Origin of the sequence: Gillisia sp. JM1, assembly GCF_000424645.1 — a bacterium.
Classification (GTDB): domain Bacteria; phylum Bacteroidota; class Bacteroidia; order Flavobacteriales; family Flavobacteriaceae; genus Gillisia.
The window spans coordinates 697,924-717,137 of the sequence record NZ_KE384218.1 but is presented as its reverse complement, the minus strand read 5'-3'; the positions used below and the strand labels follow the sequence as shown (position 1 = coordinate 717,137).

At 36.8% G+C, this 19,214-nt stretch carries 12 protein-coding genes and 2 tRNA genes; 7 read left to right on the top strand and 7 right to left on the bottom strand.

Translation table 11 applies throughout. The features are described 5' to 3' along the window. Nucleotides 1-57: 57 nt before the first annotated feature. From H033_RS0106455 to H033_RS0106435, 5 genes are all read left to right on the top strand, one after another. Entirely contained in the window at nucleotides 58-3,078 is a 3,021-nt protein-coding gene (locus H033_RS0106455) for a DNA polymerase III subunit alpha (RefSeq protein WP_026837561.1), read from the top strand. A 22-nt stretch (nucleotides 3,079-3,100) separates the two neighbouring features. Next, entirely contained in the window at nucleotides 3,101-4,360 is a 1,260-nt protein-coding gene (locus H033_RS0106450; protein WP_026837560.1) for a putative DNA modification/repair radical SAM protein, read from the top strand. Next, nucleotides 4,357-5,142: a TIGR03915 family putative DNA repair protein gene (locus H033_RS0106445; RefSeq protein WP_316928624.1), complete on the top strand. Its 786-nt coding sequence runs from the start codon at nucleotides 4,357-4,359 to the stop codon at nucleotides 5,140-5,142. Before H033_RS0106450 ends, H033_RS0106445 begins: the two co-directional genes overlap by 4 nt. 136 nt (nucleotides 5,143-5,278) lie before the next feature. Then, nucleotides 5,279-5,419 (top strand): hypothetical protein, encoded by a 141-nt coding sequence (locus H033_RS22035; protein WP_231367566.1) that lies wholly within the window; start codon nucleotides 5,279-5,281, stop codon nucleotides 5,417-5,419. Between the two features lie 80 nt (nucleotides 5,420-5,499). Beyond that, nucleotides 5,500-5,730 (top strand): hypothetical protein, encoded by a 231-nt coding sequence (locus tag H033_RS0106435; protein WP_026837557.1) that lies wholly within the window; start codon nucleotides 5,500-5,502, stop codon nucleotides 5,728-5,730. 576 nt (nucleotides 5,731-6,306) lie between these two features. On the opposite strand, the gene H033_RS0106430 is transcribed toward H033_RS0106435, so the two are convergent. Beyond that, on the bottom strand, nucleotides 6,307-8,769 hold the full coding sequence (locus tag H033_RS0106430; RefSeq protein ID WP_026837556.1) for a zinc-dependent metalloprotease: 2,463 nt from the start codon (nucleotides 8,767-8,769) through the stop codon (nucleotides 6,307-6,309). Between the two features lie 249 nt (nucleotides 8,770-9,018). Here H033_RS0106430 and H033_RS0106425 point away from each other — a divergent pair, with 249 nt between their 5' ends. Next, the gene (locus tag H033_RS0106425; RefSeq protein WP_051227820.1) at nucleotides 9,019-11,436 is read left to right on the top strand and encodes a hybrid sensor histidine kinase/response regulator; all 2,418 of its coding nucleotides are present in this window, start codon (nucleotides 9,019-9,021) and stop codon (nucleotides 11,434-11,436) included. A gap of 230 nt (nucleotides 11,437-11,666) precedes the next feature. Here the strand turns inward: H033_RS0106425 and H033_RS0106420 are convergent. The 4 genes from H033_RS0106420 to H033_RS0106405 form a co-directional block, all read right to left on the bottom strand. Continuing rightward, nucleotides 11,667-11,750 (bottom strand) — tRNA-Leu (locus tag H033_RS0106420). Between the two features lie 183 nt (nucleotides 11,751-11,933). Continuing rightward, nucleotides 11,934-12,006 (bottom strand) — tRNA-Gly (locus H033_RS0106415). A 111-nt stretch (nucleotides 12,007-12,117) separates the two neighbouring features. Further along, the gene (gene mutS, locus H033_RS0106410; RefSeq protein WP_231367565.1) at nucleotides 12,118-14,706 is read right to left on the bottom strand and encodes a DNA mismatch repair protein MutS; all 2,589 of its coding nucleotides are present in this window, start codon (nucleotides 14,704-14,706) and stop codon (nucleotides 12,118-12,120) included. A gap of 251 nt (nucleotides 14,707-14,957) precedes the next feature. Further along, nucleotides 14,958-16,790, bottom strand: a complete 1,833-nt coding sequence (locus H033_RS0106405; protein WP_026837553.1) for an ABC transporter ATP-binding protein — start codon at nucleotides 16,788-16,790, stop codon at nucleotides 14,958-14,960. A gap of 121 nt (nucleotides 16,791-16,911) precedes the next feature. Here H033_RS0106405 and H033_RS0106400 point away from each other — a divergent pair, with 121 nt between their 5' ends. Then, the gene (locus tag H033_RS0106400; RefSeq protein WP_026837552.1) at nucleotides 16,912-17,451 is read left to right on the top strand and encodes a TrmH family RNA methyltransferase; all 540 of its coding nucleotides are present in this window, start codon (nucleotides 16,912-16,914) and stop codon (nucleotides 17,449-17,451) included. 4 nt (nucleotides 17,452-17,455) lie between these two features. Here the strand turns inward: H033_RS0106400 and folK are convergent, their stop codons facing one another. Next, nucleotides 17,456-18,598 carry a 2-amino-4-hydroxy-6-hydroxymethyldihydropteridine diphosphokinase gene (folK, locus tag H033_RS0106395; RefSeq protein ID WP_026837551.1) on the bottom strand — a complete coding sequence of 381 codons (1,143 nt, stop codon included), beginning with the start codon at nucleotides 18,596-18,598 and terminating at the stop codon, nucleotides 17,456-17,458. Between the two features lie 103 nt (nucleotides 18,599-18,701). Then, nucleotides 18,702-19,163 (bottom strand): tRNA (cytidine(34)-2'-O)-methyltransferase, encoded by a 462-nt coding sequence (locus tag H033_RS0106390; RefSeq protein ID WP_026837550.1) that lies wholly within the window; start codon nucleotides 19,161-19,163, stop codon nucleotides 18,702-18,704. Between the last annotated feature and the right edge of the window lie 51 nt (nucleotides 19,164-19,214).

The following is a 19,214-nucleotide window of genomic DNA, read 5'->3' as shown; positions in this document are numbered from 1 at the left end:
CCTCAATGAGGGATTAAGAATTAGAAGTTTTAAATACTGTAAACATAAGACCTGAAATTGTACTTAAATAACCACACATATTATAGCATGCGCTTTGGAACATTTTCAGAAATAGAATTACTGGAACTGGCACAAAAAAATAATGTAAAAACTTTAGTGCTTACAGATATTAATAACACTTCTGCCAGCCTAAATTTTGTGAGAATTGCCAAAGAATATGATATCACCCCAATTCTGGGAATAGATTTTAGGAATGGAGTACAGCAACAATTTATAGGCATCGCAAAGAACAATGAGGGTTTTCAGGAATTAAATGATTTTCTTTCTAAACATCTTCAGCAAAAAATAGCCATCCCAGAAAAGGCACCTTTTTTTGAAAATGCTTTTATTATTTATCCTTTTGAAAAAATATTAGCCTCAGAAATAAGTCAATTTGCCGCAAATGAATTTATTGGGGTAAGTATTGCTGAATTGCGAAAATTGAAGTTTTCAAAATTAAAGGAACTCACCACCAAACTGGTAGTATTACAACCTGTCACCTTTAGAAATAAACGAGATTTTAATGCGCATAGATTGTTGCGCGCCATTGATAATAATACACTTCTAAGCAAACTCTCTCCTGAAGAACAGGCTGGAAAAGAAGAGCAAATGAGCCCTCTTGAGAAAATAAAAGAGCATTTTGAAGAGTTCCCTTTTATTCTCAAAAACACCGAAGAGCTTCTGGCAGCCTGTAAGATCCATTTCGATTTTTCTGAAAACAGAAAGCCTCAGAATCAGCAGGTTTTTGGGGAAAGCGCTTCTAATGATGAAAAATTCCTAAAAGAACTTTGCGAAAAAGGACTTCTTATTCGCTATCCTGAAGCTAAAGATGAGGTTCTTAAAAGAATGACCACAGAATTAAAGGTCATTAAGAAAATGAACTTTATCTCCTATTTTCTTATTAACTGGCGCATTTGCCAATATGCCCGGGAAAAAGGCTATTTCTATGTAGGCAGAGGAAGCGGTGCTAATAGTATTGTGGCCTATCTACTGCAGATCACCGAGGTAGATCCTATAGAATTAGATCTTTATTTTGAACGATTTATAAATGAATTCAGGACCAGTCCGCCAGATTTCGATATAGATTTTTCTTGGAACGATCGGGAAGATATCACCCGGTTTATTTTTGAAGAATTTCCACATACGGCCTTGCTCGCCACTTACAACACCTTCCAATTTAGAGCCGTAATTAGAGAATTAGGAAAAGTCTTTGGGCTTCCAAAAGAAGATATAGACAAACTTTGCAAAGGAGATCTCCCAAATAACAAACAAGATGAGATCCATAAAATAGTCCTTAAATATGGCGAATTAATCCAGGGCCTACCTAATTACCGAAGTATCCATGCAGGAGGGATCCTTATTTCCAACAAACCGCTTACGGCCTTCTCTGCTTTAGACCTTCCGCCAAAAGGATTTCCTTGTGTGCAGTTTGATATGGTGATCTCTGAAGATGTGGGACTTTATAAATTTGATATTCTCGCACAAAGAGGATTAGGGAAAATTCGGGATTCTATAGACATCATAGCTGAAAATCAGCCGGATGCAGCTGCATTCGACATTCATGATGTGGCAGCCTTTAAAGAAGATCCTAAAATAAATAACCTTATTAAAGAAGGTTCTTGTATTGGCTGCTTTTATGTGGAATCCCCTGCGATGCGCATGTTGCTTAGAAAATTACAAACCGATACTTATTTAGGTTTGGTGGCTGCCAGTTCCATTATTCGCCCCGGGGTTGCAAGGAGCGGAATGATGCGAGAATATATTTTGCGCCACAGATATCCGGAAAGACGAGACAATGCGCATCCCGAACTTGCCAAAATAATGCCCGACACTTATGGCATTATGGTGTATCAAGAAGATGTAATTAAAGTAGCACATTTTTTTGCAGGCCTCAGCCTTGCAGAGTCAGATGTTTTGCGTCGAGGAATGAGTGGGAAATATCGCTCCCGAGAAGAATTTCAGCGGGTAGAAGAAAAATTCATCTCCAACTGTCGTGAGAAAAAGATAGCAGAAACGACCATTTCTGAAGTCTGGGATCAAATAAAGAGTTTTGCCGGATACGCCTTTGCAAAAGGGCATTCTGCCAGCTATGCCGTAGAAAGTTATCAGAGTTTATTCTTAAAAGCCTATTTCCCATTAGAATATATGGTGGCAACTCTTAATAACGGAGGTGGTTTTTACTCTACAGAAATGTATGTACATGAGGCCAAGATGAGTGGAGCTAGTGTAGAGCCACCATGTATTAATAAAGGGGACTACCACAACACCATAAAAGAAACGACCATTTATTTGGGTTTTGGAAATTTAAAAGAAGTCGAGCATCGCGCTATACAACGTATTCTGGAGAACAGAAATTTTAAAGGAAAATTTAAATCCTTAGAAAATTTTATAGATCGTATTCCCATTAGCATAGAGCAATTAAGTATCCTAATTAGGATCAATGCTTTTAGGTTTACAGGCATAGATAAATATCAACTCTTATGGGAGGCTCACTTTAAACTAAACAAAAAACCCAAGAAGCCACATCAGATTCCGCTTTTTACGCCAAAGCATAAAATATTTACATTACCAGAATTACACACAACTCTTCAAGAAGAGGCTTTTGAGCAAATAGAACTCCTGGGGTTTCCATTATGTAGTCATTTTGACTTGCTACAGGAGTTACCTAAAACCCGTTATGGTCAAAAGGATCTAACGCAGTTTCTAAATAAGGAAATTTTGATCTACGGATATTTGGTAACGGTGAAAAACACTAAAACGGCAAAGGGGAAACCTATGAATTTCGGAACATTTATAGATCGAGAAGGTTCCTTTTTTGATACTATTCTCTTCCCTCCTATTGCTGAAAAATACGCATTTAGAGGTAGTGGAGTTTATGCACTATTAGGAAAGGTCACCGAAGAATTCGACTTTTTAAGTATTGAAGTAAGCAAAATGAAAAAAGAGGCTTACATCACAGATCCGCGATTTTCTGAAGGAAATCTGGCTACTGGCCACCGAATTGAAAAAATGAAAAGTCTAGAAGAAAAAAAGAATTGAAGCTAAACGAAAAAGAAAAACTATGTCTTTTGAAAGGATTAAGGAAAAATTAAATATTCTCGCAGATGCCGCGAAATATGACATTTCATGTTCCAGTAGCGGGAGCAAACGTGCTAATAAAGGAGGTCTGGGAAATAGCGATGGTGTAGGAATTTGTCATAGTTATACGGAGGATGGAAGATGCGTTTCTTTGCTGAAGATCTTATTAACCAATCACTGTATTTTTGATTGCGCCTATTGCGTAACTCGGAAAAGCAACGATATTAAGCGAGCTGCGTTTAAGGTCCAGGAAGTGGTGGATCTCACAATGAATTTTTACCGAAGAAATTACATAGAAGGACTATTTCTAAGTTCAGGAATTTTTAATAGTCCGGATACTACCATGGAAAGATTGGTACAGGTAGCTAAAAAGTTGAGGTTGGAAGAGAATTTCAATGGCTATATTCATCTAAAATCTATTCCAGGCGCCAGTGATGAACTGATGCAGGAAGCAGGATTATATGCAGATAGGCTTTCCGTAAATATTGAAATTCCCACAATTTCAGGATTAAAATTGCTGGCACCAGATAAAAAGCATGAAGATTTTATAAAACCAATGGAAGCCGTAAAAAATGCGATCCAGATCTATCAGAGCGAAAAAAAGATAATAAAGAGCACACCAAAATATGCTCCTGCCGGCCAAAGCACACAAATGATTGTTGGTGCCACTGGAGAAAGCGATAGGGATGTAATGTACTCTGCTGCCTATTATTATAAAAAATATAAGATGAAAAGAGTCTATTATTCCGGATATATCCCGGTAGCCAACGACTCCAGACTTCCAGCACTTGGAAGCCCCGTCCCGCTACTCCGTGAAAACAGGCTTTACCAAACAGATTGGCTACTGCGGTTCTATGGCTTTGACATAAGAGAACTCTTAAATAATGAAAATCAAAATTTAGATCTAGACATAGACCCAAAATTAAGCTGGGCTTTACGCAATAGAGAACTATTTCCTATAGATATCAATAAGGCAGATAAGTTGCTCATTGCCAGAGTACCAGGAATAGGATTAAAATCGGTTTATAAAATAATTGAGGCGAGAAAATGCAGAAAACTGAATTGGGATCATCTCAAAAAAATAGGAATCGCGTACAACAGAGCAAGATATTTTATAACCTGTGATTCTAATAGTTTTGAGAAGAGAGATCTTTCCAGTCTTCAAATAAAGGGCTTGATCCTTCAAAATTCCAATAGCAAATTCAGAAAAGACTATAGTTCACAATTAAGTTTATTTTCATGATGAACGGTCCAACTACTTTATATTACGATGGCAGTTTCGAGGGTTTTCTTACTTGTGTGTTTATGGTATTTGAACAAGGACTAGAAGTACACGGAATTTTTCCAAGCACCACACTACAAGGAAACATCTTCGGAGATCTGGAGACAATTATTACTGATAATGAAAAAGCAGATCGGGTGGTTCTCGGACTAAAAAATAAAATTTCAGAAAAGAGTTACAGACACTTATATTTTGCTTTTTTAAGCGAAATAGAAGGCATAGAACTCATCTTACTTCAATATATACAATTGGTGTTTAAGGATAAGTGTTTTGAAGAAAGGGATTTTGGAAATCCAGTAGTCCTAAAAGTAAGTAAAACTGCTAAAATGGTGAGTAGGGAAAAACATAGGATGGAAGCTTTTGTTAGATTTAAGCTAACTAAAGATGAGATCTATTTTGCTACTATTGAGCCAGATTTTAACGTTCTCCCCATAATTTTACAGCATTTTGAAAGACGATATGCCGATCAAAAATGGATTATTTACGATATAAAGCGAAATTTTGGCTTGTTTTATAACTTACGAGATACCAGTTATATAAATTTTAATTTTAAATCCAAAGATCACCTAGATTCATCTAACACTAGTGTTTTCAGCACTTCAGAAATAGGCTTTCAGAAATTATGGCAAGAATATTTTGAAAGCACTAATATCAAAGCCAGAAAGAATATGAAACTACACCTGCAACATGTACCTAAAAGATATTGGAAATATTTAACTGAAAAGAGTACTTGGCAAAATTAAAAATTAGTTTAAATTTGTTACTCAACTAATTAAACAATTTACAATGAAAAAATTATCTTTATTATTATTAGCTGCTGTATTCTCTTTATCAATCTATTCTTGTAGAGAAACAACAGAAGAAAAAACAGAAGACGCTATGGAAGACGCAGCTGACGACATGGAAGATGCTGCAGAGGATGTTGCTGATGACTTAGATGCTGCTGCTGAAAACGTTGAAACTGAAGTAGAAGAAGAAGTAAATGGAACTGATGATGTGAACGGAGACGACGACATGTAGTCTTTTTTGCATTCATATTCTTAAGCCATCTTAATTTAATTTGAGGTGGCTTTTTTAGTTAAACCCTTTAAATCTAAACAATGAAAAAATTATTTTTAATGCTGATGCTTGCTGCAATGGCAACATCGGTATATTCTTGTAGAGAAACTACTCAAGAAAAAACAGAAGATGCTTTGGAGTCTATAGGTGAAGATATAGAAACAAATGCTAAAGAAGCAGGAGAGAAAATTGAAGCCGGTGCCGAAAAAGTTGTCAAAGAAATAGATGAAGAAGTTCATAATACAGATGATGTAAACGGGGAGAATCAGTAATTCTATTTGAGGGCAAAAAAGTCTTATCCAATTTCCTATTAATCAAGAACCTCGGGGCAAGCCCACGAGTTATGAATGGGAAAATACTTTTAAAAATTCGAGGCAAGCCTCGGGGAATTAAACCCTCAATGAGGGATTAAAAAAATGCCCCCAATTAGTGTTTAACTTTTTGAGGGCACTTTACTTCCAAGAATTAGAAGAACAATCAATTTACATTCGCAAAATGTTTTTGAAATTAATACAAAATTTGACGGAGAACAAAGAAACGCAGTAATGATGTTACGAAGTGACGCTGTGAAGTTGTGATTAATTGATATTGAAAGAAGTTAAAATAAAACTACGGTACTACATCACTAGGTCACTTTATCACATTTTTGATGTGACAAAACGGAGTAATGTTGTGATGATCTGACTAAGTGATGAAGTAACGCTGTAATGAATTTAAGAAGTGTAGAAGAACTATGTTCAAAACTCCGTCACTGCTTTACAAGGTCACTCCGTTACTAAGATCCCCCATCACATGGTCACTGCGTTACTCTGTCACTAATATTGAGATACATGAAAATAAAATCTATTTTAAAAATCGACTGTAAGGCCAGCATCTATTCTTGCAACTAGATCATTCCAGTGATATTTCGTTAAGGGATCATTATTATTGTTTTTCCTTGCACTGATGTCCCTTTTTAACCGCTCCACTTCACCACGCATTAATGCGATGATATCCGACTTTAAAACAGCTTCATTATCTTCTCCTTTTAACTGCTGAAGGTATGCGGAAGCAGCATCAACATAAGAACGTTGTAAATTTCTGCGATAGGCATCAGTCTTTCTTCCAGAATATAATTCACTGAAGATTCCTTTTCGCAGGTCATCCATCAATTCTACTGCCGTATAGGCTCCTTTGCCATTCATCTGTTGATTACTTACCATCCTCTTCAGCCTGTCCTCATCAAGGAGATTATTAAGGGCTCTGGTCTGTAAATTCTGTACACGTTCAATAGCTCCTGATGCTTCAATTCTACTCAAAATCTCCTGGTTTAGCAACCAGTCGGGAGTTGTAAAAGCATGATTATTTAAAAACACCACGGCATTTTTTTGAATTTCCTTTGGAACATCTCTATACACAGCTCCTTCCTGATCTGAAGTTTTCAGGGTTTCATTAACTCCACCTACATTGGCAACCACATGGTTTACATAACCTCTCCATAAACCGGTCAATTCCCCGTAAACCTCATCAAGATCCTCGTAATCTACTCCGTCTTTGGAAGTCCATGCAATAAGATTTGGAACTACCTTTTTTAAATTTGCAAGTCCATATTCACTGGCCTTTACCTGGTCCGATCCTAAACTTTCCCTTTGCGACTGGGGATCTACTCCACCATAACCACTTCCAAATTCATACATCCTGTCCCCGGCTTTTTCAAGTATCCATTTATCAAGAATAGGCTTCTCTTCAATAGCACTTTTAGCTTCTGGTATATATCGATACCCCCAATTGATCGCATAAAGATCATAAGGACCCATCATCCGGATGTATCGTACATCTTTGTCCTCCGGTTGTGCTACATAATTCACTCTTGCATAATCCATAATGGAAGGTGTTAGTCCATATTTCTGCGTAAATTCAGCTGAACGAAGAGAATCTGTTGGATATGCTGAACTGGCTTTCATATTATGTGGTAATCCCAGGGCGTGACCTACTTCGTGAGCAATCACCATTCGCATCATTTCCCCAATTTCAGCTTCCGGAGTATTTAAAGTTCGGGCAGCAGGATTCTGTGCTCCTGCTTCTATCATAAACCTGTTTCGGTAAGAACGCAGGTGGTTGTGATACCAAATTATGTCACTTTCTATTATTTCACCCGTACGTGGATCTGATACGGAAGGCCCAGTTGCATTCCTTGTAGTACTGGCAACATATCTTACCACAGAATATCTTATATCTTCAGGGCTAAATTCCGGATCTTCTACTTTAGTAGGCGGATCCTTGGCTATGATAGCATTCTTAAATCCTGCAGCTTCAAAAGCTACGTTCCAGTCTTCGATTCCCATCTTGAAATAGGGTCTCCACTTTTCTGGTGTTGCAGGATCCAGGTAATAAACAATAGGTTTTACAGGTTCTACCAATTCTCCTCTCTTATAGGCTTCAATATCCTTCGGAACCAATTGCCACTTCCTTATAATCCTGTAATCATCAGATTTGAGTTCGTCTGAATTATAATCGTATTTCTTGATACTGAACCAGCCTACTCTTTCATCTGCCAGTCTTGGCTGCATTTTTTCATCAGGAAGTAATATCATGGATTGATTCATCAGCAAAGAAATAGTTCCTGCCTGATCTCTTTCCGGCGGTTCCTCTGCTTCATAGGTCATCACATGTTTTACTTCCATATTCTTCGGAAAAGATTGAACAGACTCAATATAAGAACGATTTTGATCAAGCTTTTTTACTTTATACTTTTTTTTAAGAGAACTTGAGATACCGTTAATCGCATCTATATCAGTTTCATATAAGCTGTTCACCTCAACTACAACGGCCGTAGAATCTGGGTTGTAAGCCGAAATTTTTGTACTGTAAAGTATTGGGAAAAAGTTATTTGCAGCAACAGATTGGTATATAGGGGAGTTTTCATCGCTTTCATTCTCAAAACTGATGATCTTTATATCTACATTCTCACCCCTTTTGGTCCATCGTACAACCTGTTCATTTGCCTTGGAACCAGCATTTACATAGCCACCACCAAAACCGGCCGGCACTTTTGCAATTCTGCTCACCAACAGCATATCTTGATCAAGCAGGCTGAGTGGAATTTCATAATATAACTTATCTCCTACCCTGTGGCTGGTGAACAAACCTTCATCACTTTTAGCTTCTGAAGTAATTACCTCCCGGTAAGGCTTTAGTTCGCCATTATCTTTTTTAGAATCTGTTGTTGAAGCTGATTTATTCCCTGTTTGTGTTCCTGTAATGGATCCCTGACTCTGGCATCCAAGAAAAACAAGTGCCAACAAGCCGAATGCTGATATTTTTTTGATCATATTCAATTTTTTTTGAGATCTCAATATAAGAAAACGTTAAGAAAAATAAGGCAGTGAAAACTAACATTCCACCAAAGTTTACTTCAGAAGCAATTTATCATTTGATATTTTTAAAAAGTATAAAACTAAGAAGAGCGGTTCCATGATCAATCTCAAAAGTTTTTTGCTTGATATAGTGCCTTCAGATCTAATCTGAAAATTAATTTCTATCTTAACCGCCATTATCAATATTAATTAAATATAATATTAATGGCCCCCTACCTACCCTGCCCTGAAGGTCAAATAAGATATTTTCCCAGCCTGGTCTTTCTACTCCTGTGCTCTTTTCAGGTTAATGCTTTGGTACAGCACCCGTACCCCGCCCAACAAATTACTGAAGTTGTTTCCTTGCATGAATATGCACTTTATGCCAGCGCGGGAGACGAAATCTACACTCTTGAAGAAGTAAGGAACAATACCGCAAACCTGGATTTTAGGCCTCTGGAATCTGAAAATATGAATATTGGATTCACCCGGGACCACTATTGGGTGAAATTCAGAATCAAAAATACTACTTCTCAAAATCTCACTTATTATCTTGAGACCGGCCGACCTATAACAGACAGGGTGAACCTCTACAGCATTTCAGCTTCAGGAAACATTCAATCCCAACAAAGCGGGGATAAAATGGCCTTTTCAAATCGCAGTTTTGACCACCGGAAAACAATTTTTGAAATACATCTGCCTTCTGAAGAAACCCTTGATATTTACATACATTACGAGAATGACGGAGAAGTTTTAAATTTACCCCTACTTCTTCATAATGCTTCCAGCCTTCTAAAGATCACCTATATCGAGCAATTGGTGTTTGGCATTTTCTACGGTATCTTATTAATCGCTGCCATTATTTATCTGTTTTACTTCTTTGCCCTTGAAGAAAGGAGTTTTCTATATTATAGTATTTATGTAATCACAGTGGGACTTTTACAGTTCTCCCTGGATGGCTACTTTTTTCAATATCTTGCACCTGCAGGTGGCTGGTTCTCCAATCATTCTGTAATTCTGTTTGCCATTTTATCAGCCGCTTTTCTGGGCAAATATTCTGAAGTGTATTTGAATATACGGCAAGGCAACAGCGTTATGCCCTGGATCTTTAATGCGATCTATGTGGGCCTTGGACTTCTGCTGCTCGCGCTGCTATTTGTGCCGGGGGTTCTGGAATTTTCATATCCCTCAGCAAACCTCCTGGGACTTGGGGTATTAATAGCCATAGTGGTTTCGGTGATCATCCTGGTTTCCATAAAAATAGCCGTGGACAAATTTTTTCTCACGGGAATATTTTTCCTCATCCTGGGATTTGTGATCTTTATCCTGAATAATTTAAGTGTCTTACCCAATACATTTCTCACCCAAAACAGTGCAAAACTGGGAACAGGACTAGAAATTATCTTCCTGTCCCTTTCCATGGCCAACAGGATCAAAAAACTTAAAACCGAAAAACAAGAACTGCAAAATCTTGCCTTGATACGACTTCAGGAAATGAATGAGCTTAAATCTTATTTTCTGTCTAATTTAAGTCACGAATTGCGCACTCCGCTAAATGCAATTATGGGACTTGCAGATGCTATGGCCAATGAGACCAATGAACAGAAAGTAAGGACCACCTCAAATTTGATCAAGGCTTCATCGGTACGTCTATTAAATCTTATAAACGATATTCTGGATTTTTCAAAAATAGAAAAAGGGGAACTGAAACTTGAGAATGAGGTTTTTGATCTTATGGAGATCATGGAACAACTACAAATAAGCTATAAGAACCAGGCCGAAGAAAAAGGTCTTTCTTTTGAATTTCATACTAATAACTTAGTAACCGAGGCAGTAGTAGGTGATACAAACCGGGTAGCCCAAATTGTAAACAACCTCCTAGACAATGCCCTGAAATTTACTCCGGATGGCAGTATACGATTAGACCTTGAAACTCGGAAAGGAAACCTTAATACTATGGACCTGTTACTGAAGGTTACCGATACCGGAATTGGAATACCTACAGAAAAAATGGAAACTATATTTGAGTCGCTGACCCAAGAAAGCATCAATAATAAGCGAAAATATGGTGGTCTTGGCTTGGGACTCTTTATTATAAAGGTACTTGTAGATATGCACAAGGGCGAGATTCAAATACAAAGTAAGCAGGGAGTTGGAACCACCTGCATTCTCAAGCTCTCGTTCCCCCTGGCCAATAAACCTGCAGCCCTATCAAAATTGACTCCTATTCAAACTTATGATTTGAAAGGCAGCCATATCCTAGTAGTTGAGGACGACCCCATAAACCAAATGGTCCTAAAAATGATCCTTAAAAAATGGAACGGAACCCAGGTAAGTTTTGCCAATAATGGTGCTGAATGTCTTGAAAAATTGCAAGAACAGGCATTTGATCTTGTACTAATGGATTTGCAAATGCCGATAATGGATGGCTATGAAGCCTGCATCGAGATACGAAAGGGAGAGGCAGGGACCTATAATAAGAACATTCCTATAATAGCCGTAACAGCAGATGTTATGGAAAGTACCAAACAGCGGGTGAAAGACATAGGGATGAACGATTATCTCGCTAAACCGGTACATAAAGACAGGCTTTATTTAAAAATGGCAGTGTTGCTTGAAGGAGTGGAAAAAGTGATGGATTAGTTTATTGAAAAAAGAGCAGTCCCACCCTTGGATACCCTATCATATAAGAGGTATCCTGAGTTTTTTACGGAACGAAAAATGGTCGAAGTATACTTACAGAGATGTTAATCTGCTCTGAGAAACATTCAAGGATCAATCTTAAAAGTTGTGGCGAATTCACAAATGGTTTAACAATTTTTAATCTATAAATCAAAAAACCCTGATAATCAATCGATTAACAGGGTTTAAAGTACTCGGGACGGGACTTGAACCCGTACGAACTAATGTTCATTGGATTTTAAGTCCAACGTGTCTACCAATTCCACCACCCGAGCGTGGATGTTTTAATATTTTAAATCCTAATTTGGATTTGTTGCTCTTAAGACTATTTCCCGATAATTATCGGGATCCACCATACGAGCGCGGATTATCATAAAGAGCGATTTTCACCTGTCAGAGCGAAAAATGTCCCCGAAGCATCGGGGGAACCCGCAAACTTCAAATGTTTCGCCTGTCAGAGCGAAAAACGGGATTCGAACCCGCGACCTCCACCTTGGCAAGGTGGCGCTCTACCAGCTGAGCTATTTTCGCAATTTGTCTGAACGTTTTTTCGGTTTCCCGAAGAGCAATAACACCTTATTGCGGTTGCAAATTTAAAACAATTCTTATAATACCAAAGGATTTTCTATAAAATTATCGCCTTTAAATCTGGGCTTTTTGTTTCCCGGAAAGCATTCTCTTTATTTCATTTAATTTCATCAAAGCTTCAATTGGCGTAAGTGTATCAATATCAATATGCAAGAGCTCCTCTTTTAAACCTTGAAGCAAAGGATCGTCCAGATTGAAAAAACTCAATTGCATCTCTTGTTCTGCAGAATTTTTTAAAATTTCTCCCGAATCTTCCATTTTATGGGATTTTTCAAGCTTCTTCAAGATTTTATTCGCTCTGCTTATCACTTGCTGTGGCATCCCTGCCATTTTAGCTACGTGAATTCCAAAACTATGTGCACTTCCACCGGGAACCAATTTCCGAAGAAATAATACAGTATCCTTTAACTCTTTTACAGAAACATTATAATTTTTGATACGATTAAACGTATCTCCCATTTCATTTAATTCGTGATAATGGGTTGCAAAAAGTGTTTTTGCATGGGTAGGATGTTCATGAAGATATTCCGTAATAGCCCATGCAATCGAAATTCCATCATAAGTACTTGTTCCCCTACCAATTTCATCTAACAAAACCAAACTGCGCTCAGAAAGATTATTAAGGATACTTGCTGTTTCATTCATCTCTACCATAAAGGTAGATTCGCCCATAGAGATATTATCGCTCGCCCCTACTCTTGTGAAAATTTTATCCACCAAGCCAATTCTCGCGCTTTCTGCCGGAACAAAACTTCCCATTTGAGCCAGTAATACTATAAGTGCAGTTTGTCTTAAAATGGCCGATTTACCACTCATGTTAGGCCCGGTGATCATAATTACCTGCTGAGTTTCTCTATCTAAGAAAACATCGTTTGTAATATACTGTTCCCCATGAGGCAGTTGTTTTTCTATAACAGGATGCCTTCCATTCTTGATCTCTAATTCAGTTGAATCATCTATTTCTGGCTTGTTATAATTTTCCTGAACAGCCTGTTGTGCAAATGAAGACAAACAATCCAACTGACCAATTAATCGCGCATTTTGCTGCACAGGATTAATATAATCTCTCATCCAGTCTACAAGACCTGCAAATAATTCTTGCTCTAAATGCAAGATCTTTTCTTCTGCTCCTAAGATCTTGCTTTCGTATTCTTTCAATTCTTCAGTAATGTAACGCTCGGCATTCACTAAAGTTTGTTTCCTAGTCCATTCTTCCGGCACTTTATCTTTATGGCTATTCCTTACTTCAATATAATAGCCATACACATTATTACTTCCTATTTTAAGGGAGGTGATGCCGGTAGCTTTACTCTCCCGCTCTAACATCCCATTCAGATAATCTTTCCCTGAAAAAGCTATATTTCTAAGATCATCCAGCTCTGGATGATAACCTTTAGCAATAGTATTCCCTTTTACAATATTTACCGGAGCCTCTTCATGCAACATTTCGTTGATCTTGGTTCTTAAAACTTCACAGCTTTGTAACTTATCACCAAGTACTTTTAAGGACTCTTCCTTAGCATCCATTGCCAGTTTTTTGATTGGCATGATGGCATCCAGAGAATTATTTAAATGAATCACTTCCCGAGGACAAATTTTCCCAGTAGCTACTTTAGAGATCAATCTTTCCAGATCACTAATGCGTTTTATTTGTTTCTGAAGCTGCGCTAACTCCTCTTTATTCTGAATAAAATAGCTCACCACCTGATGCCTCGCTTTAATCTTTTCAGCATTTTTAAGCGGAAGCGCTAGCCATCGTTTCATCATTCTTCCTCCCATAGGAGAAATAGTCTTATCTATTATTTCCAGAAGGGTGACTGCATTTTGGGCGTTGGAATTGTACAACTCAAGATTTCTAATTGTAAACCTATCCATCCACACATATTCCTCTTCAGCTATTCTATTTAAAGAAGCGATATGCTGCAATTTATGATGTTGGGTTTCACTTAAATAATATAGAATAGCTCCTGAAGCAATAATTCCTTCTTCCAAATGATCTACTCCAAAGCCTTTCAAAGATTTGGTTTTAAAATGCTCGTTTAAGGATTCATATCCATAATCCAATTTAAAAACCCAATCTTCCAGATAAAAACAGTGAAAACTATCTCCAAAGGTTTTAGTAAATTCCTTTTTATAGTTTTTCTGAATAAGGACTTCACTAGGCCCAAAATTTTGAAGAAGCTTATCTATATATTCCGAAGAACCTTGCGCTGTTAAAAACTCTCCAGTAGAGACATCTAGAAAAGAAATTCCCATTGTCTTCTTGCCGTAGTGAACAGCACATAAAAAATTATTGGCCTTGCTATTCAAAACCTCATCATTCATTGCGACTCCCGGAGTAACCAACTCTGTAACACCTCTTTTCACAATAGTTTTTGTGAGTTTAGGATCTTCTAACTGATCGCAAATAGCAACCCGCAAGCCAGCTTTAACCAATTTAGGCAAGTAGGTATTCAAGGCGTGGTGAGGAAATCCTGCCAAAGCAGTTTCTGTTTCACTCCCATTCCCTCTTTTAGTTAGAATTATATTCAGTATCCTGGCAGTTCTAATGGCATCTTCCCCAAAGGTCTCATAAAAATCCCCTATTCTGAATAACAATAGTGCATCAGGATATTTCACCTTGATGGAGTTATATTGTTTCATTAAAGGAGTGATTGATTTAGGTTTTTTAGCTGCCAAAAGAGTTCAATTTAGTTCTTGCTAAAATACTCAATCCTAAAGGCTATGAGAAATTTAAAAAGCTGCTTTTATTCAAAATTATCCACAATATCTTTTAATGAGAATGTTTCTAACTTAAAGATCGATCTTGAAAGAGGTGAAAGTCATTTTTAAAATAGAATTATTTAGGCGTTGATTGAAATAGAAAAAAGCTTATAAAAAATATTCGGAATAAATTATTGATATCCAGCTGCCTGAAGATTGAATAATTCAGTATATAATTTATTATTCTCCATTAATTCTTCATGAGTTCCAATTTCCAGAACGGTGCCTTCCTTTAGCACCATTATACGGTCTGCAATTCGCACAGTGCTAAATCTGTGAGATATGATCACTGCGGTTTTTCCTTCGGTTAACTTTATAAATCTATCAAAAGCTTCAGTTTCTGCTCTCGCATCTAATGCTGAAGTTGGCTCATCCAGCACTAATACTTCTGCATCTTTCATATAAGCTCTTGCAATAGCGATCTTTTGCCATTGCCCTCCAGAAAGGTCTTTCCCATTTTTAAAGCGCTTTCCTAATTGCTGATCGTAACCTCCAGGTAATTCTGAAACTACTTGATTCGCAAGACTTTTATCTGCTGCATTGTCTATTCGGGGCTGATTCCCAATTTCCTCTATTTCACCCATTGCGATATTTTCCCGCAAGGTTAATTCGAATTTCACAAAATCCTGAAAGATCACTCCGAAATACTGCTGATATTGAAGCTGATTATATTTCTTTATTGGCACACCATCCAATAAGATCTCACCTTCGGTTGGCTCATAGAATTGAAGCAATAATTTTATAAGTGTGGTTTTCCCTGCTCCATTTTCCCCTACAAAAGCCAGCTTTTCACCTGCTTTCAATTCAAAATTCACATTACGGATTACCCAGCGCCCAGATTTAGGATATTTAAATCCAACATTATTAAACGTGAATCCTGTTTTTATACTTTCAGGTAAGGACAGTCCTTCTACTTCTTCAGATCTATCGAATTTAAGATCTAAAAACTCAAAATAATCCTGAAGATATAATGCGCTTTCTGTGATTGCTGTAAATCTGGTAAAAAATCCTTGTGATTTATTTTGCAAACTTTTGAAAGAGCCTGAAAGAAAGGTAAGATCTCCTAAACTAAATACTCCAACCACGGTCCTAAAAACTATTAGCACATACGCGCCATAATATGCCCCAGTTCCTATTACATTAAAAAATGAACCCCAGGCTGCACGTTGCTTTGCAAGCTGCTTACTTTCCTTGTAATATTTATTGGAAAGGTTTTGAAATCTTGTTGCAAGATAATCTGAAAGTCCGAACAATTTCACCTCCTTAGCTGTCACATCACTTGCTCCTGCATATCTTAGATAATCCAATTCTCTGCGTTCCTGCGTCCAACTTCTAGCTAAAGAATAACTGGTTCCACTAAATTTTATTTCGTTTATAATAGTTGGGACTATAGAAACAACTAGCAGAATTATCAACCAAGGTTCAAAAACAACTACCCCCGCCATTAAAGATATAATCACAATTATATCTTGTCCTTGGGTTAAAATATTGGACATCAAGCCTACTCTCCCAGTAGTTTGTTGCCTCGCCCGTTCTAATTTATCGTAGAATTCTGAATCTTCTAACTGATCCAAATTTATTTCTGAAGTTTTTTTTATGATCTTTACTGAAGTATCTATAGAATATTGATCTCCCAACAGCGCATCTGTAAGCGCGATTGCTCTAGATAATAGATCTGAAAGTATTGCCAACCCAAGCTCAATTCCCACAAATAACCAAAGCCTGTCATAATCTTTAATATCAGCAACTATTTGAAGCACTACCTCATCTACAATGATCTTTCCAATCAATAATATTAGTACAGGTAAACTCGCATTTAATACTCTACTAGCTACGTTGGCATAAAATAACAACGGATTAACCTTTCGTATTTCTTTAAAAAAACGGGGCACAAACTTTAAAGAGGCAAAGCTTTCTTTAAAGTTAATCTTTTCAGGTTTTAAGGATCTTTGAGTTCTAGGCAAGAGCTATATTTTGATAAGCAAGCAAGTTACTCAGGAAATATCATATTTGGAAGTAAAGTAGATTAAGTATTTCCTTTTAACATCTTAAAAAACACTTATAAATATTCCTATTTTTGCCACTATGGGAGAAAATAGAAAACTTAAGAATAGCGAATTAGAAAGAAAGACGGTAGCCGAATTTAAGGAAGCTGCTAAAACGCCCATTATTGTTATTCTGGACAATATTAGAAGTCTTAACAACATAGGTTCTGTATTTAGAACGGCAGATGCCTTTTTAATTAAAAAGGTCTATCTCTGTGGAATAACAGCTACTCCACCGCATAAAGACATTCAAAAAACAGCACTGGGAGCTACAGAAACGGTGGAATGGGAATATGTGGAAAATACTATCTCTCTTATAAAACAACTTCAAGACGAGCAGGTAGAGGTCTTAGCTATTGAACAAGCAGAAGGCGCTACCATGCTAAATGATTTTCAGCCAGAAAAGGGTAAAACCTATGCCGTGGTGTTTGGAAATGAAGTTAAGGGAGTGCAACAAAGCGTAGTAACTGCAAGTAATGGAATAATCGAAATCCCTCAATTAGGAAGTAAGCATTCTCTAAATATCTCTGTAAGTACGGGAGTTGTGTTATGGGATCTTTTTAGCAAGATCAGTCTATAAACGTTTAAGCCAAAGTAATAGTCTCTTCAATCTTCGCTAGAATTTGTAAATAATCTTTACGGTTATTCACAAAATCCAATTCAGAAATATCAATGATCTTCACCTTGATATTTGCCTGAGATTTTATGAAAGACAAATAACTTTTATTGATTTCAATTAAATAGTCTGGTTGGATATTCTGCTCGTAATCCCTACCTCTACTTTTAATGTTTTCAAGTAATCGATCGGTATTCTGATACAGATATATATACAGATCTGGCTTTACCAATTCCTTATAAATTATCCTGAAAAGCTTATCGTACAAGGCATATTCATCTTCTTGAAGGGTAATCTTAGCAAAGATCAGCGATTTGAAAACATCATAATCTGAAACCACAAAATCTGTAAAAAGATCATACTGAGCAAGATCGTCTGATAATTGCTGATACCTATCTGCAAGAAAAGACATCTCTAAAGGAAATGCATATCTATTTTGATCTTCATAGAATTTAGGCAGAAACGGGTTATCCTTAAAACGCTCCAAGATCAATTTGGCATTAAAATCTTGAGACATCATGGTAGACAAACTAGTTTTTCCAGCACCAATATTTCCCTCTACCGCAATATAGTTATAGTTGATAAAGCTATATTTTTTGGATGGAGAAGTTAAGTTTTCGGGATAAACTTCTATAGAAGAATCATCTTCTAATCGCTCTTTTATAATAGAAGCAGAAGTTTTTAAAATCGGATGTATTTCCTTTCCTGCAATATCGACCAATGGAAATAACACAAACTTCCTGTTTTGCATCTCAGGATGAGGAACTTTTAAGCTGGAAGAATTTATAATTTCATCCTGTACTAAAATAATATCCAGATCTATTTTTCTACTGGAATATCTTTCGGTAGTTGTTCTAATTCTTCCTAAATCTGTTTCTATTACAAAGAGCTTTTGTAAAACTTCTTCTGCAGCAAATCTTGAAGAAACAGCGATACAGGCATTTAAAAACAAATCGCCTTGAAAACCCCAAGCTGGAGTTTCGTACACTTTAGAAATTGCATCCACTTCACCAATTTCAGCATAAATCTTAGCTATCGCTTGCTGCAATAGCTGCATTCTATTGCCATCATTACTGCCTAGCGCGATATAATATAATTTTGGAGGATTCAAACTTAAAATCGAATATTAAAGAAGGGAGTTATTAAATTTCTCAGCAAAATTAAGTAAAACAAACTTACATATACTTGGTTTTTTAGTAGAGTTATTAAAGTTTTTAAGAACCTAATTTTAGGTTTCTTATACCCTCATAGACCACCACACTAACAGCATTTGCTAAATTCAAGCTTCTTATATGTTCACTATAAATAGGGATCTTATACAGGTTTTCTTGATTGTTTTCTATAATTTCTGAAGACAAGCCAACAGATTCTTTACCGAAAACAAGAAATAGCTCATCAGAAAAATCGATATCCCAATATTGCTTTTCACCATGACTGGAGAAAAATGCCATTTTTTTATCCTTATTCATTTCGAAGAATTCCTCTACATTCTCATAGATCCTTAAAGAAATATGCTTCCAATAATCTAGTCCGGCGCGCTTTACCCGTTTGTCATTTAACTCGAAACCAAATGGCTTTACCAAATGTAAAGTAGAACCAGAAGCCAAGCTCAAACGCCCAATATTTCCAGTATTCATTGGTATTTCAGGTTCAATTAGCACAATATTATATCCCATTTATTTTATATTTTTTCCATAAAAAGACATTCTATAAATTTATTTTATCTT

What these genes read in the sequence shown, in the direction of transcription:
- mutS (WP_231367565.1), bottom strand. Translation starts at nt 14,706, where the DNA reads ATGAAACAATATAACTCCATCAAGGTGAAATATCCTGATGCACTATTG.
- H033_RS0106390 (WP_026837550.1), bottom strand. Translation starts at nt 19,163, where the DNA reads ATGGGATATAATATTGTGCTAATTGAACCTGAAATACCAATGAATACT.
- H033_RS0106435 (WP_026837557.1), top strand. Translation starts at nt 5,500, where the DNA reads ATGAAAAAATTATTTTTAATGCTGATGCTTGCTGCAATGGCAACATCG.
- H033_RS0106445 (WP_316928624.1), top strand. Translation starts at nt 4,357, where the DNA reads ATGATGAACGGTCCAACTACTTTATATTACGATGGCAGTTTCGAGGGT.
- H033_RS0106400 (WP_026837552.1), top strand. Translation starts at nt 16,912, where the DNA reads ATGGGAGAAAATAGAAAACTTAAGAATAGCGAATTAGAAAGAAAGACG.
- H033_RS0106450 (WP_026837560.1), top strand. Translation starts at nt 3,101, where the DNA reads ATGTCTTTTGAAAGGATTAAGGAAAAATTAAATATTCTCGCAGATGCC.
- H033_RS0106430 (WP_026837556.1), bottom strand. Translation starts at nt 8,769, where the DNA reads ATGATCAAAAAAATATCAGCATTCGGCTTGTTGGCACTTGTTTTTCTT.
- H033_RS22035 (WP_231367566.1), top strand. Translation starts at nt 5,279, where the DNA reads ATGGAAGACGCAGCTGACGACATGGAAGATGCTGCAGAGGATGTTGCT.
- H033_RS0106425 (WP_051227820.1), top strand. Translation starts at nt 9,019, where the DNA reads ATGGCCCCCTACCTACCCTGCCCTGAAGGTCAAATAAGATATTTTCCC.